Consider the following 17,981-nt stretch of genomic DNA (forward strand, 5'->3'; position numbering starts at 1 on the left):
TTTTTTATAAACAGGGCGGGGGATTTTTTGTTTTGTTTAGCCTGATGAAGTGATGAAGAGAGCAGATTTAGAGGGGTATTTTTTAGGAGGGATAGACTGTGGCTAAAGAAAGATTCGAGAAACCTACAGGAACGCAGGATGTGCTTCCGGGAGCTGTGGAGAAATGGCAGTATATTGAGGGGAAGGCTAGAGATTTATGCCGTCGTTTCAATTACCGTGAAATCCGTACACCGATGTTCGAGCACACGGGGTTATTCGAGCGTGGAGTAGGCGAAACAACGGATATTGTAGAAGGCGAGATGTACACTTTCAAGGATAAAGGCGATCGTGATCTGGCGCTTCGTCCAGAAGGAACGGCGGGTGTCGTTAGAGCTTATGTTCAGAACAAGCTTTACGGTGAACCTGATGTAAGTAAGCTGTATTATATCGGGCCTATGTTCCGTTATGAGCGTCCACAGGCAGGCAGATATCGTCAATTCCATCAGTTTGGTATTGAGGCTTTTGGAGCTGTGGATCCGGCTATTGATGCGGAAGTAGTATCCTTAGGCTATCAATTCTATAAGGATCTTGGCCTTAAGGATGTAAGAGTGGAAATCAATTCTGTCGGTAACGCACCTAGCCGTGCAGCTTATCGGGAGAAACTATTGGGTTTCTTAAGACCTATGAAGGATACCCTTTGCAGTGACTGTCAGCGTCGTATGGAGCGTAATCCGCTTCGCGTGCTGGATTGTAAGGTCGATCAAGATAAATTTACAGATGCGCCTTCCATTTTGGATAGTCTGGACGAAGAGTGCACCGCTCATTTTGAGAAGGTGAAGATGCACCTTGATATCATGGGTGTGGAATTCACCATTAACCCTCGCCTTGTAAGAGGACTGGATTATTACACGCATACAGCGTTTGAATATAAAGCAGCAGGTATTGGTTCGATTGATACCGTGGGCGGCGGAGGCCGGTACAACGGTTTGGTTGAAGAAATTGGTGGACCGGATCAACCGGGTATTGGTTTTGGGATTGGACTTGAACGAATTCTCCTCATTTTGGAGGATCAGAAGGTAGAGCTGGAGACGGCGAAGCCACTGGATGTGTACTTTGTAGCTCTCGGTGAAGAAGCTGATATCGAAATCTCTAAGCAGCTATATATTCTGCGTAGCCAAGGGTACTCAGCAGAACGTGACTACCTAGGCCGGAAAATGAAGGCACAGATGAAATCGGCAGACCGTATGTCGGCACGTTATACTGCGATTCTTGGCGAAGATGAGCTGAAGAATGGTGTGATTACCGTGAAGTCGATGAACACAGGGGAGCAGCGCACCGTGAAGCTGGAAGAGCTGGGTCAGGCACTAGTTTAGACCATCTGACTAACGTCTTAGGGTGACTGTATAGAGAAAGATTAAAAATGTATTTTTAACCATGAAGGGGAATGATAAATTATGCAAAGAAGTCATCAGTGTGGACAGTTAACACCAGAACATATTGGACAGACGGTAACCTTGAACGGATGGGTGCAGACCCGCCGCGACCTCGGGGGCGTACTATTTATTGATCTGCGTGACAGAAGCGGTATTGTGCAAGTTGTATTTAACCCAGACTACTCTGGCGAAGCCTTACAAATTGCTGATAAGGTTCGTAGTGAATACGTTCTGGCTGTTAAAGGTAAAGTTGTTAAACGTGATGAGGAAACCGTTAACCGCAACCTGCCAACAGGTGAAATTGAAGTGCAAATTACGGATATCGAAGTGCTGAACGCAGCTAAGACACCTCCGTTCTTCATCGAAGATGGTGTGGAAGTAGACGAGTCTCTGCGTCTCAAATATCGTTATTTGGACCTTCGTCGTCCAGAGATGCAAAGAACCTTGCTGCTTCGCTCGAAAGCTTCTAAGATTTTCCGGGATTTCCTTGACAGTGAAGGATTCATCGACGTTGAAACACCGATCCTAACTAAAAGCTCACCGGAAGGCGCGCGTGATTATCTGGTACCAAGCCGTGTGCATGAAGGCGAATTCTTCGCTTTGCCGCAATCTCCACAGATCTACAAGCAATTATTGATGGTGGGCGGCGTTGAGCGCTATTACCAAATTGCTCGTTGTTTCCGTGATGAAGATTTGCGTGCTGACCGTCAGCCTGAATTCACTCAAGTCGACATTGAGACTTCATTCCTGTCACAAGATGAACTGCTTGGTATGATGGAGAAGCTGATGCAGCGTCTGTTCAAGGAAACTGTAGGCGCAGATATCGAGCTTCCGTTCCAACGTTTGACTTATGCTGAGGCTATGGGCAAATACGGTTCTGACAAACCTGATCTGCGTTTTGGATTAGAGCTTGTAGAAATGAACGATATTGTTGCTACTAGCGGTGTTAAGGTATTCGCTTCTGTAATCGAAAAAGGCGGCGAAGTGAAATGTCTAAACGCTAAAGGCTGTGGCACTTGGACTCGTAAAGAAATCGATGAACTCGGACCTTATGCTGCTCGCTATGGCGCGAAAGGTTTGGCATGGATTCAAGTGAAAGACGGCGAATTCAAAGGGCCGATTGTGAAATTCTTCTCCGAAGAAGAAATTGCGGCTGTGAAGGAGCGTACAGGCGCTGAAGAAGGCGACCTTCTCCTCTTCTCCGCTGATAATAAAAAGGTTGTAGCAGACGTTCTAGGCGCCCTTCGTGTTAAAATTGGACGTCAGCTCGGTCTGATTGACGATAATGTGTTCAAGTTCGCTTGGGTTACAGACTTCCCGCTCCTTGGATATGACGAAGATCAGAAACGTTATGTAGCAGAACACCATCCGTTCACTCGTCCGCGTGAAGAGGATCTGCATCTATTTGACACAGATCCAGGTGCGATCCGTGCACAAGCTTATGACATCGTTCTGAACGGTTATGAAGTAGGCGGAGGCTCCATGCGGATTTACAAACGCGAAGTGCAGGAGAAAATGTTCGAAGCCCTTGGATTTACGAAAGAGGTTGCTTATGAGAAGTTCGGCTACCTGATGGATGCGTTCGAATATGGTACACCTCCACACGGCGGTATCGCTTTCGGTTTAGATCGTCTGGTTATGCTACTGACCGGTCGTACAAATCTGCGTGAAACCATCGCATTCCCGAAAACGGCAAGTGCAACAGACCTGCTTATGGATGCACCTTCGCCAGTAGATGGTTCACAATTGGAGCAGCTGCACATTAAGCTGGCGCTTAAACCGAAGAAAGAAAAAGAATAATTAACTAATCGAAGCGGGCGAGGCAGATTTCTGCTTCGCCAAAGCTTTTGAAGGAGGCTGTACCTCATGCTACATCAGTTCTCACGCACGGAACTGGCGATCGGGCCGGAAGGTCTGGAAATAATGAAGAACAGCACGGTAGCGGTGCTAGGCATCGGCGGTGTTGGCGGTATGGCTGTTGAGGCTTTGGCTCGTACCGGCATCGGCAGACTAATTCTGATTGATAAGGATTCGGTAGACATTACTAATGTGAATCGGCAGATTCATGCTCTCACCACCACGGTTGGGCAGAAAAAGGCTGAACTGATGGTAGAACGTGTGAAGCTGATCAACCCCGATTGTGAAGCGATTGCGCTCAACATGTTCTATACGGAAGAAACCTATGAGGAATTGTTCAAATTAAAACCTGACTATGTACTCGATGCTTCGGATACGATTATTTATAAGGTTCATTTGATCAAAGAATGTCTGTCCCGTGGAATTCCAATGATCTCAAGCATGGGCGCTGCCAACAAAATGGATCCTACAAGATTCCAGGTAGCCGACATTTCCAAGACAACTTATGATCCTATTGCGCGTGTCATTCGTCAGAAGCTGCGTAAGGAAGGGATTAAGAAAGGCGTGAAGGTGGTTTTCTCAACGGAGCCGCCAATGAAGCCACGTCAGGATGTTACGGACAAGATCGTTCCGGAGAATGCGCCGGATCGACGTAAAGCGAAACAACCACCAGCTAGTAATGCCTTCGTTCCGCCGGTAGCAGGCCTGATCATGGTCAGTGTTGCCGTGCGTGATTTGCTTGAGGCTGGAGGCGTCAGCGTGTAAGTGAATCGCTGAGCTGAAGCTGTTTCAATTATAACGATAGTAGTAGTAAAATGGACCAAAAGGGCGACCAGCTGAAATCCAGTTGCGTACGCCCTTTTGTTGTGGTTAACAGGCGGGTCTGCAAGATGCAGACCACAAATAGGCATAATAGTTAAACCGGGATGAACCGTTGATTATAAGCCTTATTATCCGGTAATATCCGCCTGCGGAACTTAATATCAGTGGAGGTTTTAGTACATGAAATCAAATTTTTGGCGAAATAGTGTAGGGCTTGCACCTGAGAATGACTGGAAACGGGAGTGGGCTGCAGGGATCCTCTCGTATTTTGCTTCAGTATACATTGTGATGGTGAATGCGACCATTCTTCATGACGCGGGTATGCCGCTTAGACCAGCAATGGTGGCTACACTATTGACTGCCATTACAGGCTGTCTACTGATGGCTTTCGGTGGGAAGACACCGATCATCGTGGTACCAGGGATGGGGATAAACGCATTTTTCACATACACACTTGTACATTCTATGAATTTAGGTTGGAGAGAGGCGCTTACTGTAGTCGTAATAACCGGTGTGTTATTCGCTATCGTGGCCTTCACATCGCTCTATCGTATTCTGAGTGAGGCGATTCCTCAAAACCTACAGCATGCCATTACAGTCGGGATAGGGCTTTTTCTGACCTTTATAGGACTGCAAAAAAGCGGGATTGTGATTGCGCATCAGACCACATTTGTTGCTATAGGACATTTTAGTGATCCAGCAGTTATCACTTCTTGTGTAACTTTATTACTCGCTTTAGTACTGTTTATCCGCGGGACCAATGGTGGTTTACTAATCAGTATGCTGGTTGGTACAGGTCTAGCCTACTTGCTGGGAGCGGCACACGCGCCTGAGAAGCAGGCATCAGGGCATGTATTTACGGGTTATGAAAGCTTATTTCTGGGAATGGACTGGAGCGGCATTGTGAGCCTTGTGTTCTGGATTGCTGTTTTCTTACTGCTCTTAATTGTTGTATTTGAAAATATTGGGCTTGTCGCCTCACAGACTATGATGGCAGGGCGTCCTGAGCGCTTCAAGAGTAGCTTACGAGCACTCTCTATTGCCAATATCGCTGCAGGTCTCTTCGGAAGCAGTCCTGTAGTAGCTGCTGCGGAATCTAATGCAGGTATTGCTGCAGGCGGACGTTCGGGGCTGACCTCACTCGTGGCAGGGCTGCTGTTCGGGGCGACATTCCTGTTCCTCCCTCTGCTCTCCTACATTCCAGACAGTGCTATCGCTCCGATCTTGATTGTAATTGGTGGGCTTATGGTACAGAATGTGCGTGAAATGGATTTGGGAGATTTAACAGAGCTCTTTCCTTCTTTCCTGATCATGGTTATGATTCCATTCACTTATAGCATCGTAGATGGTATGGCTTTTGGATTTATTACGTATCCGATCGTGAAGCTTGCGGTGGGTAAGGGCAAGGAAGTACCTCCTGCGCTGTATGGGATTGCGGGTTTATTTGTAGCTAACTTTATTTTGCAAGCTGTGCTGTAGTCGTATGTTCGCTTGAAAGATTTGGTATTTTAGTGCTGATTATGCTACAATGGGTATCCTTTTTGCGTGAGAAGAGGGAATGAGGAGAATGAAAATTTAAGCTCGATAAACTTTTAGGAGGTAACTGAAATTGGAAGACAACTTTCAAAGTGCCTATCAAGAGGAAGAAGACAGGCTGAATCAAGCGCTTACTGAGATTGACACCTTACTGGAGAAACTTAACCAGACTCCAGTGTACACGGGACACGATTATACGGAACAGGTGTTAGAAGCGAACCGTGATCAGAAGCGCAAAGATCTTGCCAAGCTTCGGCAGGAGCCTTATTTCGGACGGCTTGATTTTCAGGGCAATGATGAGAAGCAGCGGAAGGCACTCTATATAGGCAAAATCGGCGTAGACCGCGAGCAGGTAAGCGACCGTCCGCTAGTCATAGACTGGCGCGCACCGGTAGCAAGCCTGTTCTATTCGTTTACCGGTGGTACGGAGCCTGCCTCCTATGAAGCTCCTGAGGGACTGATAGAAGGACTGGTATACCTCAAGCGCAACGTGGTGATCCGGAAGCAGATTCTGGAGCGGGTCGCAGATACGTACAACCGGGAGAGTGACGCACCTGTGGTGTCAGATGAGTTTCTTGTCTATCGCCTGGGTGAGAACAAAGATAATCGTCTCCGTGATATCGTATCGACCATTCAGGAAGAACAGGACAAGATTATCCGTGCCGCCAAAAATACAGCATTGATCATTCAGGGTGTAGCGGGAAGTGGTAAAACTACAGTTGCACTACACCGGTTAGCCTTTCTGCTGTATCAATACAAAGATCAGGTCTCTGCAGAAAAAATGATTATTTTTGCACCGAACCGAATGTTTCTGGATTATATTTCGGATGTACTGCCTGAACTCGGTGTAGGAAATATTGCCCAGAGCACCTTCCCGGATTGGGCTGCAAATGTACTAGGTCTGGAGCTTCCAGAGCAAGATGCTACGGAGACGATGAACCGTTGGTTCGAAACTCCGGGCGGCATGCCTGTGATTACAGAAGAGACGCCTGGGCGCTTCAAGGGATCAACGGTGTTAATGGGAATAATAGAGTCCAGTATCAAGCTATTGGAAAGCAGCTCGGTACCTGAGGGTGATTTTATCCCATGGGAAGGCGCTGTACTGCGCCGCTCCATGATCTTGCGCTGGCATAATGAGGAGTACGCTCCTTATCCGCCAGCAAAGCGTAAGGAACGTGTAATGGCACGGATACATCGCTGGATTGAGATGGAGCTGAAGAAGAGTCCGTCAGCTGCAGCTATGAAGGATCGCAAGAAAAAAGGTGCTGCGCGAGAAAAATCATACAGTGCAAAATGGCCTAAGTATGATCCGCTGACGATCTACAAGCAAATCTTTCGTGCGGCTAAAGTCCCGGAAGATTGGCCGGTGGATCCACCTGAGAATATTCCAGCAGCTGTGCTGAAGGAGACGGCAAAAGGGCTGAAAAAAGGGATCATACGTGAAGAGGATTTACCGCCTCTGTTGTATATTTATTATCTTTTGAATGGGAACGAAGGCGGCACTCGCTTTGATCATGTGGTGATCGATGAAGCCCAGGATTTCTCCCCCTTCCAAATTGCAGTGCTGGATTTATACGTGCGTGGACATTCCTTTACCATTCTAGGCGATCTGTCGCAGGGTATACATGCCTATAAAGGCGTACACGCATGGGAAGAGATGCAGGCCTTATTTGCCCCTGAGAACACGGCTTATCATGCGCTGACACGCAGCTATCGTTCAACCATGGAAATTATAGACTTCGCAAATGGAATTCTATCCTCGGGAGTAGAAAGTTCGTTGTTGGCTGTTCCTGTCTTTCGTAGCGGGGACCCCGTTCGGATGATCACCTACGGAGACGGAGAAATAGTCGGAGAACGGGTAGCTGAACGAAATGCTCGTTTGAACACTATACAATCGGCACTGAAGTCCCTGTCTGGAAGGGAATATCGTACGGTGGCTGTGCTAACACGTAGTCTGCGTGAAGCTACAGAGCTGTACGCTGAACTGGAGCAGCATTTTGAAGATATTCATCTGATCGACGGTAGCATGACGCAATATCAGGGTGGATTATCGGTACTGCCTGTGTATTTATCTAAAGGTTTGGAATTTGATGCGGTCATTTTAGCAGATGCCGATCAAGACCATTACGGGGCAACGGCATGGGACGCAAAGTTGATGTATGTGGGCTGTACACGTGCTCTTCACGAGCTGTGGCTGCTCCATAATGGGGAAGTTCCTTCCTATGTGCAAACGGCGGCTGGAAGCGATTCTGAGGGCAATTAAGACTGGTGGAGAATGGTTATAACTGTTCTTGGTCTTGTAACTAACCTATAGGTATGGCTTAATAATAAGTGTCCGGCCGGGCAAGAACACTCTGGAAGGAGGCTGATTGAAATGATTTCAGTATACGAGGTGGTTTCCGTCTAAGACGGAAATCTGCTTAAAGCGAGGAGGCCGTCAGGCCTCCTTATTACTAACATAGACAGTACCACACAAATCCATAAGAACAATGAAAAATTAATTCGAATGTAGACGCTACCAAAAGGTTTTTATATAATGAAATTACGGATTTTTCCAAATATGAGGAGAAGAAAGGAGGCAGGTGACGTGGAAATTACTTTATCAGTAGTTGACGGACGCATAGGAACACACCTGTTGAAGGAGGAAATGCAAGTTGAGTTATGTAAATGGGAAGGATGTGCTCCCCCCTGGCTTGCTCAAAGAGCTTCAGGGATACATCCAAGGTGAACTGCTCTACATCCCGAAGAAAACGGAAGAGCGGGTTAGATGGGGCGAGAACAGCGGTTCGAGGAAAGAGATAGCAAACCGCAATGAGGAAATTTTCAGTTGTCATCGAAAAGGCGATTCCGTAGCAGAGCTTCAGAAGAAGTATCATCTGTCGGAAGAGAGTATTCGAAAAATCATATCAAAAATGAGGCTGGCAATAAATTGCTAGCGTAGCATTCAAGCATAAACGCCTTTGGCGTCCCTATAAGGACGGTAAGCGTTATGCGAGAAATAATAAGGATAAAGTATAGCGTGAAACCTATACTTTCTTATATTTTGAAAAAAGAGCATGGCTCCCGCCTTTCTAAGACGAGATCATGCTCTTTTTATTTTTGGTGAAAAATAAGTCTATGGTATGATAATGGGAGATGACATTGTCTTTTATAAGAATATAGCAAGGAAGTGGAGTTATGGATTTATTTTCTATGGGAGAGGACAACGGGGGCGGACGGTTACTTGCGGACCGGATGAGACCGGAGAATCTGGATGAATATATTGGTCAAGAACATATCATAGGCCGGGGGAAGCTGTTGCGAAGAGCGATCGAGGCAGACCAGGTCTCTTCGATTTTACTCTATGGACCTCCTGGATGTGGCAAAACAACATTAGCTCATATCATTTCTCATCACACACAAGGTGAATTCGTACGCCTGAATGCGGTGGAGGCTTCTGTAAAGGATGTGCGGGAGGTCATTGAACGAGCTCAAAATAATAAAACACTTTACGGTTCTAAGACGATTCTTTTTCTGGACGAGGTACATCGGTTTAACAGTTCACGTCAGGACGCGCTATTGCCAGCAGTAGAAAAAGGTACCATTACATTTATTGGCGCAACTACGGAGAACCCGTTCCATTACGTAAACGGAGCGCTTATGAGCCGTTCTACCCTGTTTCAGCTAGAGGCGCTAACGAGTGAACACAGTCTGGTCGCGATGCGCAGAGCTTTAGCAGACAAGGATAGAGGGCTTGGATTCATGGAGCTTCAGGTCGATGAAGAAGCATTGCTGCATATTGCTACCATGGCTAATGGAGATATCCGGCGGGCTTTAAATGCTCTGGAACTAGCAGCGTTAACTACTGCTCCGGAGGTAGACGGGAGTGTGCATATCACGCTGGAGGTGGCGGAAGAGTCGATTCGGCGCCCCATTGTGAAGGCAGATGAATCGACGCAGTATGATGTTCTGTCTGCTTTTCACAAAAGCATTCGAGGTTCTAGTGATGCCGCCTTGTTCTGGTTTCTATATGCGGTAGAGAAATTGGGGATGGACCCGATGACTTTTATTCGTCGCCTGATAGCAGCGAGCAGTGAAGATATTGGCTTAGCTAATCCCCAGGCTATGGTCCAAGCGGTAAGTGCGCTTGAAGCTTATAGAAATAACGGTTGGCCAGAAGCGAAGCTAAACATTGCGCAAGCCATTCTTTTCGCAGTAGAGAGTCCAAAGTCTAATGCCGTCTATACGGCTATTTCAAATGCAATGGCAAGTATGGATGAGATTAAATCTGCCGAGGTACCGCTACATTTACGTGATACACACTATAAAGGTGCTGCTGCACTAGGGCATGAAGGATATCAATATCCGCACAATTTTCCGGGGCATTATGTGAAACAGGAGTATCTGCCTAAGGAGATTTCTCAGCGTATTTTTTATCAAGCGACCGAGCAAGGAAATGAAATTAAGATCCGTCACAATCAAAGACTCCGACGAGAACAATAGTCCACCAGCAACTAAGATATTTTCCATTTTAATGCTAAAAAGCAAATAAATTTAAGGTGACATACAAAATATTTTTTCCTAAAAAAAAGGCGGCCTAGAGCCGTTTTTTTGTTGTCTACGTTACTTTTAATCACATGCATTGAAATTTTTTTTAGGAAATGATTGATAATTTACCATAAGTTAATTAAAATGAACTACAAAGTTACGGAGAAACAAGTTTTAATTCCGATGGAAGTACTTGTACTATTCTTAATGGTGTTAATAATCATAACAGTCAATGTTTTGATATGTTTCATGAAAAGAATGCTGTTTATATCAAAATTTACATAATATTTCATTGTGTAAATTTTGGAATTCTTGCCGATAGGGGGATTAATTTGAGCGAAGAATTACTAGAAATCAAAAATTTGTCGACATCGTTCAGGATCGAAGATGACTATTATGCTGCAGTAGATGATGTTACCCTGTCTGTTCGTAAAAATGAGATACTTGCTATTGTTGGAGAGTCCGGTTCTGGAAAAAGTGCGCTGGCCTTTTCAATTATGGGATTGCACACAAGGGCTAAAATAGACGGGCAAATCAAATACAAAGGTCAGGATATCGTTACTATGTCTCCTGCTGCGCTCAACAAGCTGCGCGGTCAAGAAATGTCTATGATTTTTCAAGATCCTTTATCCGCATTAAATCCGCTCATGATTATCGGTTCACAGATTGAAGAAGTACTCATCCTACATGATTCCAAGCTTTCGAAGAAGCAAAGAAAAGAGAAGGTCATTGATCTTTTGACCAAGGTTGGAATCTCCCGTCCCGAACATACATATCAGCAGTACCCCCACGAATTATCTGGTGGCATGAGGCAGAGGGTTGTGATTGCTATAGCGATTGCCAATGGCCCCAAGCTTTTGATCGCCGATGAGCCGACTACGGCACTAGATGTAACCATCCAATTGCAAATTCTTGAACTTATAAAAAAATTAAAAAACGATATGCAAGCAGGCATTATCTTAATTACCCATGATCTAGGGGTTGTGAGTGAAATGGCTGACCGGGTTGCGGTAATGTACGCGGGGCAAATCGTAGAAATCGCAGATATTTATACGTTAACGTCTAATCCGAAGCATCCATATACAAGATCATTGTTGAACTCCATACCAACCGTTAAAGAAGAGAAATCCAGACTTCACGTGATTCAGGGGATTGTTCCACCATTACAGAATCTTCCGCGTAAAGGATGCCGTTTCGCGGCCCGAACACCTTGGATTCCGGAATGGGAGCATGAGGAAAATCCGCAGCTGCATGAAGTAGGCCCTGGGCATTTTGTTCGCTGCACCTGCCATAATAACTTTCATTTCCCTGATACTAACGAGGAGGCAATCTACAATGGGACTTCTTGAGGTTAAAAATTTAGCAGTTCATTTTCCAATCCACGGCGGGGTTTTTCGAAGGGAAATTGGCGTAGTCAAGGCAGTTGATAATGTTAGTTTTACTATTGAAGCAGGAAAAACCTACGGCTTGGTTGGTGAATCCGGATCAGGGAAGACAACCACAGGCCGTGCAATTATCGGCCTCAATTCTATTACTAGCGGCAGTGTGGTTTTTGAAGGACAGGATTTGGCTTCAAAGGGTGTACGTAAGCAAAAAAATATCCGCAAGGACATTCAGATGATCTTTCAGGATCCGTACTCTTCCCTGAATCCTAAGAAACGAGTGCTGGATATTATTGCCGAACCCTTACGTAATTTCGAAAAGATGTCTCCGGGGGAAGAAAAAAGACGTGTGCAGGAGTTGCTGTTGCAGGTTGGATTAAGCCCTGAGAATATTCTGAAATATCCGCATGAATTCTCAGGTGGTCAGCGGCAGCGGATCGGTATCGCAAGAGCTATTGCGCTCAAACCGAAGTTGATTATTGCGGATGAACCTGTCTCTGCGCTGGATGTCTCTGTACAGGCACAGGTGCTCAATTTTATGCAGGATATACAAAAAGAGCTGAATCTTACCTTCCTATTTATCAGTCATGATCTCGGAATCATCAGACATATGTGCGATCACATCGGAATTATGTATAAAGGACGACATGTAGAGCAAGGGACTGCTAAAGATATTTTTGACAATCCTCGCCATATTTATACCAAACGTCTAATTGCTGCGATTCCTGATATTGATCCTAAGCAAAGAGAGAAGCAGACGGAGTTTAGAAAATCAGTAAGTCAGGAATATGAACAAGCGCACCGGAATTATTTTGATGAACAAGGCATGCCTTATCCATTGAAATCTATTTCCGAGACTCATCTGGTAGCCTTGCCTGAGAAAGGTTGAGAATATGTGGAAGATTATTGTTCGTAGAATTCTTATTATGATCCCTCAAATATTTCTATTAAGTATTCTTGTTTTTCTAATGGCGAAGGCGATGCCGGGAGATGCGTTATCAGGGATGCTTGATCCAAATATTGATCCTGCGGCTATCGATGCGATGAGAGAAAAGCTAGGCTTAAATGATCCATGGTACATCCAGTACTGGGATTGGATTACTAAAGCGATACAAGGGGATTTTGGTCAATCCTTCCGTTTCAAAATGCCTGTATCAGAGCTTATCGGTCAACGCCTCATGAATACACTTTGGCTGGCGATTGTCACACTGATTCTTACATACCTCATTGCTATTCCACTTGGTATTACTAGCGGTCGTTATAACGATTCATGGCTGGACCGGCTCATTACTGGATACACCTATATTGGCTTTGCCGCACCATTGTTTATTTTCGCTCTATTAATGGTATGGCTCTTCGGCTTTCATCTTCATTGGTTTCCTACTAGCGGCAGTGTTAGTCCTGGAGAAGTTCCGGGCACGCTAAGCCACTTCTGGAGTAAGTTATACCATTTGCTACTCCCTGCTTTATCAATGGCTCTAATTGCAACGGTAGGAACGGTACAATATTTGCGGAATGAGATCATTGATACGAAACAAAAAGATTTTATCCTCACCGCAAGAGCAAAAGGTGCTTCGGAGTCGCGCGTCTACAATCGACATATATTGAGAAATTCCTTACTGCCAATTGCTGCATTTTTCGGATATGAGATTACTGGACTGATCGGCGGAACGGTGTTCGTTGAAAGTATCTTTAGTTATCCGGGTATGGGTATGTTGTTCCTCAGTTCGATAACAATTCGGGATTTCAGCGTAGTAACGGCTCTCGTTCTTCTATATGGGGTTGCTGCCATCGTCGGTGCGTTGTTATCAGATATTATCTTAAGTATCGTAGATCCGCGTATCCGGATTAAATAAGAAGATGAACACTTTGAGGTGAATAAAATGGCAAAGACAAGCGCAGAGTTAGCTATGCTGCAGGAAACAGATAAAAGTCCATCAGGCTTCAGGATTGTTTGGCGTGAGATCGTGCGGGATAAGCTGGCTTTGGTCTCACTGATTTTCCTATTTACGATTATTGCCGCCGTTTATGGGATTTCCTTATTTTTAGATCAAAAAGAGATTGTTACGGTTGACTTGTTCGCACTGTATGAGAAGCCTTCGGCTGTACACTGGCTGGGGACCGATTATGGAGGGCGGGATGTATTCGGTCAATTAATTATAGGCACACGAAATTCCATGTCGATTGCTTTTATGGTTACTTTTTTTACGGGAATCATCGGTATTCTAGTAGGTTTGTTCTCTGGATATTTTGGGGGAACGATAGATAATATTTCGATGCGTGTTGTAGATTTTTTCATGATTCTACCCTTTCTAATGATTGTTATAGCTTTCGTAAGTGCAGTTCCTAAATACAATACGTTAACCTTCTCCTTTATTATGACTGCCTTTCTATGGATGGGGATTGCCAGGTTAATTCGTTCTAAAACGCTACAAGAGAAGGAACTGGATTACGTTCAGGCATCGAAGACCTTAGGTTCTTCCAATCTTAAAATTATGTTCTCACAAGTGCTGCCGAACCTAAGCTCAATCATTATCGTAACGATGACCTTGAATTTGGCAGCTAATATTGGATTGGAATCCGGCCTATCCTTTCTAGGTTTTGGTTTTCCAGAAAGTACACCCAGTCTGGGTACTCTAGTAAGCTATGCGAGAAATCCGCAAACGCTTGAGTTCAGATGGTGGATCTGGTTACCCGCATCACTGCTGATCCTGGTATTGATGTTGAGTATAAATAATGTGGGTCAAGCGCTTAAACGTGCGACCGACGCAAGACAAAGAAAAGGATAATAAGGGAGGAAATGATTAAATGAGAAAACCCATCCGTTCTAAGGCACTACTAGTTTCATTAATGTTTGTAATGTTGTTTGTCCTTGCAGCCTGTGGCTCCAAGAATAACAACGGAGCGGCTGAGTCAACAGCAGCCCCTAGTGCCAGTGCACCTGCGGAAACCGCAGAGGCTACTACAGCACCAGAAGCAGAAGACGGACTTTATAACATTAAAGATTTCAGTAATGTTAAGACAAATCAAGGCGAAGCTATTGATGGAGGCTCGATTACTTTTGGACTCGTTTCCGATAGTCCTTTTGAAGGTACTTTGAACTGGAACTTCTATTCCGGAGATCCAGATGCTCAAGTGTTGAATTGGTTTGATGAAGGCTTGTTAACATGGGATAAAGACTATGTATATACAAATGATGGTGCAGCAACGTATGAAGTCTCGGAGGATGGACGTACCTTTACCTTTACAATTCGCGACAATGTGAACTGGCAGGACGGCAAGCCAGTAACAGCAGAAGATTGGTTGTTCGCGCATGAAGTTATTGGTAACCCGAAATATGATGGTCCACGTTACGGTTCTGACTTTACCAATATTGAAGGTATGGATGAGTACCACTCTGGTAAGGCCAAGACCATTTCTGGTATTAAAGTACTGGGTGATAAGAAACTGCAAATTACTTACCTGAAATCTACACCTTCTCTGTTAACAGGCGGGGTATGGATTTATCCGTTAGCCAAACATATCTTTGGTGGTATGGATGTTGCTAAAATTTCCTCTTCTCCTGAATTACGTCAAAAGCCGATTGGCTTTGGAGCTTTCAAAGTGGAAAGCATTGTTCCTGGTGAATCTGTAGTATTCGTTAAGAATGATGATTACTGGCGTGGAGCTCCTAAACTGGATAAGGTAATTCTAAAGGTAATCAACCCTACAACGATTGTGCAAGAATTGAAATCTGGCGGCGTTGACTTGGTGGATGCGTTCCCTGTTGATCAATTCCCGGATAATGCAAAAATGTCAAACGTTGAATTCCTAGGTGCGATTGACCGTGCTTATACGTATATTGGATTTAAACTGGGGAAATGGGATGCAGAGAAAAAAGTTGTTGCTACCGATCCTAAAGCTAAAATGGCTGATGTGAACCTGCGTAAAGCCATGTGGGCTGCTGTAGATAATGATACAGTCGGTAAAAAATTCTATAACGGTCTGCGCTGGAATGCGACTACGCTGATCCCGCCGTCCCATCCTGAATTCCATGATGCTTCCAATCCAGGTGTAGCGTATGATCCAGAAGCAGCTAAGAAGATCCTCGATGACGCTGGTTACAAACTTAACGGTGAATTTAGAACGAATCCAGATGGCAGTGAGCTGAAGATTAATTTCATTTCAATGACTGGTGGAGATATTGCTGAACCGCTGGCTCAATATTATGTACAATCCTGGAAAGCGATTGGTCTGAATGTAACTTTGGAAATGGTAGAGTTTAATACCTTCTATGATCGCATTGGTCAAAATGGTGAGGATGATCCTACAGTTGATGTGTACCAAGGCGCTTGGGGTGTAGGGATTGACGTCGACCCATCAGGTCTATACGGTAAAGATGCGATCTATAACTTCCCTCGTTATGCAAGTGCAGAGAATGATCGTTTGCTCGCCGAAGGGGTTTCCGAAGCTGCATTTGATGTAGACAAACGTAAAGAGATCTATAAAGAATGGCAACAGCTTATGGTGAATGAGATCCCAGTTTTCCCTACGCTTTATCGTGCAGTATTAGCTCCGGTAAATAACCGTGTTCTTAACTTTGCGATTGGTGATGGAACTGGACTTTATTATAATGACATCGCAGTTTCTGCAGACAAAGCTATAGTAGCTCAGTAATAAAGAAATAACACAAAACAGCAGTTCAGGGAGAGCTTCCTGAACTGCTGTTTTTTATGTATTCTGTTTGGTGTTTCGTTTCTTGTTTCATCTTTCATCTTTTATCTTTTATCTTTTATCTTTTATCTTTCTTTTTAAATGTCTCTTAGCTATTTCTCCGCTCTGAAGCTGGCTAATTGTACTTTGTACAACTAAAACCTCACTCTAGAACTGCAAAGGTAATATAACTGTACTTCATACATCTATTTTCCGGATGTGAAGATAAATAAGGGATATCGGATGATTTTAACTGTACATACTACAACTAAATCGTAAAGGGATTCTCAAAACAAAGAAATAGCTGTATCAAATACAGCTATTTCTCAGGTCTACGTATGTTAGAGTTGATGCAGTTGTATAGAATACAATTTAAGCTTGCGCTGAAGGAACAACCTTTTCAGCATATTCGATCGTACCGCCACCGAGACATTGCTCCCCGAGGTAGAAGACAACGGCTTGGCCAGGCGTTATCGCTTTTTGTGGAACATCAAAGTCTACGTTTATCGTTCCGTCTTCCCGTGCTGTAAGGGTCACGCCTTGATCAGGCTGGCGATAGCGGAATTTGGCGGTGCATTTTAGCGGCTCAAGACCTAGCTCTTGTCCGTTAATCCAGTTTACACCGGAGGCAATCAGACTAGTGGAGTACAGGCTGTGGTGCTTGTCTCCTTGAACTACATAAAGAATGTTGCGGCTAAGGTCTTTTTCGGCTACAAACCAAGGTTCGCCATTACCGGAGCCACCAATGCCAAGGCCTTGGCGTTGACCTAATGTATAGTACATCAGTCCTTCGTGGCGGCCTTTGATTTCTCCAGTGGTTATATCTATCATATCACCCGATTGTGCTGGAAGATACTGGCTGAGGAATTCGCGGAAGTTACGCTCACCGATGAAGCAAACGCCTGTGCTGTCTTTTTTCTTGGCAGTATAAAGTCCGGCTTCTTCGGCAATTCTCCGAACTTCCGGTTTCGGAAGATGACCAATCGGGAACATTGCTTTAGAGAGTTGATACTGTCCCAGCGCATTCAAAAAATAGGTCTGATCTTTATTGTTGTCTACACCGCGAAGTAGCTTGTACACTCCATCTTCTTCTACAACACGTGCATAATGCCCAGTCGCTACATAATCGGCGCCAAGCTGAAGGGCTTTGTTCAGGAACTCTCCGAACTTAATCTCTCTGTTGCACATGACGTCAGGATTCGGCGTCCGACCAGCCTTATATTCATCGAGGAAATAAGAAAATACTTTATCGAAGTATTCCTTCTCGAAATTAACGGTATAGTAAGGAATATCAATCTGCTCGCAAACGCGGCGAACATCCTCCGCATCGCTTTCGGCTGTACATACTCCGAATTCGTCGGTATCGTCCCAGTTCTTCATGAAGATGCCGATGACGTCATAGCCCTGCTGCTTGAGCAGAAGCGCCGTGACGGAGGAATCGACCCCTCCAGACATGCCGACGACGACACGGGTGTCTTGTTTTGCTTTTGTCATCGTAATCACCATTTCTGTACCCAAAATACCGGTCATTCATGGAACACCCGGCTCAAAAAGTATTATAACATACCTGTCTACAGTAAACCCTAAATTAAGAGGCTGGGAATAGAAAAATGTCCACCAGGGGTGAACATTCTCGCAAATTGTTTCGTTTTCCATTTCATTTGTGACTTCGAATATGATAACATAAACTAAGAGTAATCATCGGAATACCTTGATATGACAAACGCATGACTTACCGAATCAATAGTATACA

The 17,981-nt window shown here is 44.8% G+C and carries 13 protein-coding genes; 12 read left to right on the plus strand and 1 reads right to left on the minus strand.

Going from position 1 to position 17,981, the window contains the following annotated elements; translation table 11 throughout:
* The first annotated feature begins 98 nt into the window (after positions 1 to 98).
* The 12 genes from hisS (at position 99) to M2444_RS30560 (ending at position 16,192) form a co-directional block, all read left to right on the plus strand.
* Positions 99 to 1,352 carry a histidine--tRNA ligase gene (gene hisS, locus M2444_RS30505; protein ID WP_094877949.1) on the plus strand — a complete coding sequence of 418 codons (1,254 nt, stop codon included), beginning with the start codon at positions 99 to 101 and terminating at the stop codon, positions 1,350 to 1,352.
* An 81-nt stretch (positions 1,353 to 1,433) separates the two neighbouring features.
* Complete coding sequence (gene aspS, locus M2444_RS30510) at positions 1,434 to 3,212, plus strand: aspartate--tRNA ligase (RefSeq protein WP_094873677.1); 1,779 nt, start codon at positions 1,434 to 1,436, stop codon at positions 3,210 to 3,212.
* A gap of 66 nt (positions 3,213 to 3,278) precedes the next feature.
* Entirely contained in the window at positions 3,279 to 4,034 is a 756-nt protein-coding gene (locus M2444_RS30515) for a tRNA threonylcarbamoyladenosine dehydratase (protein WP_094873679.1), read from the plus strand.
* Between the two features lie 237 nt (positions 4,035 to 4,271).
* A complete protein-coding gene (locus M2444_RS30520) occupies positions 4,272 to 5,570 on the plus strand; it encodes an NCS2 family permease (protein WP_042191085.1) in 1,299 nt (432 codons plus the stop codon).
* A 130-nt stretch (positions 5,571 to 5,700) separates the two neighbouring features.
* Positions 5,701 to 7,890: a HelD family protein gene (locus M2444_RS30525; RefSeq protein ID WP_094877948.1), complete on the plus strand. Its 2,190-nt coding sequence runs from the start codon at positions 5,701 to 5,703 to the stop codon at positions 7,888 to 7,890.
* A gap of 391 nt (positions 7,891 to 8,281) precedes the next feature.
* The gene (locus M2444_RS30530) at positions 8,282 to 8,563 is read left to right on the plus strand and encodes a CD3324 family protein (protein WP_042191081.1); all 282 of its coding nucleotides are present in this window, start codon (positions 8,282 to 8,284) and stop codon (positions 8,561 to 8,563) included.
* Between the two features lie 241 nt (positions 8,564 to 8,804).
* Entirely contained in the window at positions 8,805 to 10,109 is a 1,305-nt protein-coding gene (locus tag M2444_RS30535) for a replication-associated recombination protein A (RefSeq protein WP_094873683.1), read from the plus strand.
* Between the two features lie 377 nt (positions 10,110 to 10,486).
* The gene (locus M2444_RS30540) at positions 10,487 to 11,503 is read left to right on the plus strand and encodes an ABC transporter ATP-binding protein (protein ID WP_094873685.1); all 1,017 of its coding nucleotides are present in this window, start codon (positions 10,487 to 10,489) and stop codon (positions 11,501 to 11,503) included.
* The gene (locus tag M2444_RS30545; protein ID WP_094873687.1) at positions 11,490 to 12,425 is read left to right on the plus strand and encodes an ABC transporter ATP-binding protein; all 936 of its coding nucleotides are present in this window, start codon (positions 11,490 to 11,492) and stop codon (positions 12,423 to 12,425) included. The genes M2444_RS30540 and M2444_RS30545 overlap by 14 nt, the downstream gene beginning before the upstream one ends.
* Positions 12,426 to 12,429: 4 nt before the next feature.
* Positions 12,430 to 13,392, plus strand: a complete 963-nt coding sequence (gene opp4B, locus M2444_RS30550; RefSeq protein ID WP_076284831.1) for an oligopeptide ABC transporter permease — start codon at positions 12,430 to 12,432, stop codon at positions 13,390 to 13,392.
* Between the two features lie 27 nt (positions 13,393 to 13,419).
* Complete coding sequence (locus M2444_RS30555) at positions 13,420 to 14,325, plus strand: ABC transporter permease (protein ID WP_280788894.1); 906 nt, start codon at positions 13,420 to 13,422, stop codon at positions 14,323 to 14,325.
* Between the two features lie 19 nt (positions 14,326 to 14,344).
* On the plus strand, positions 14,345 to 16,192 hold the full coding sequence (locus tag M2444_RS30560; RefSeq protein WP_280788895.1) for an oligopeptide ABC transporter substrate-binding protein: 1,848 nt from the start codon (positions 14,345 to 14,347) through the stop codon (positions 16,190 to 16,192).
* A gap of 408 nt (positions 16,193 to 16,600) precedes the next feature.
* Here M2444_RS30560 and mnmA read toward each other — a convergent pair whose 3' ends face one another.
* On the minus strand, positions 16,601 to 17,722 hold the full coding sequence (gene mnmA / locus M2444_RS30565) for a tRNA 2-thiouridine(34) synthase MnmA (protein WP_280788904.1): 1,122 nt from the start codon (positions 17,720 to 17,722) through the stop codon (positions 16,601 to 16,603).
* Positions 17,723 to 17,981: the final 259 nt, after the last annotated feature.

It is taken from the genome of Paenibacillus sp. PastF-3, assembly GCF_029893135.1.
In the GTDB taxonomy this organism is placed as follows: domain Bacteria; phylum Bacillota; class Bacilli; order Paenibacillales; family Paenibacillaceae; genus Paenibacillus_AQ; species Paenibacillus_AQ nitricinens.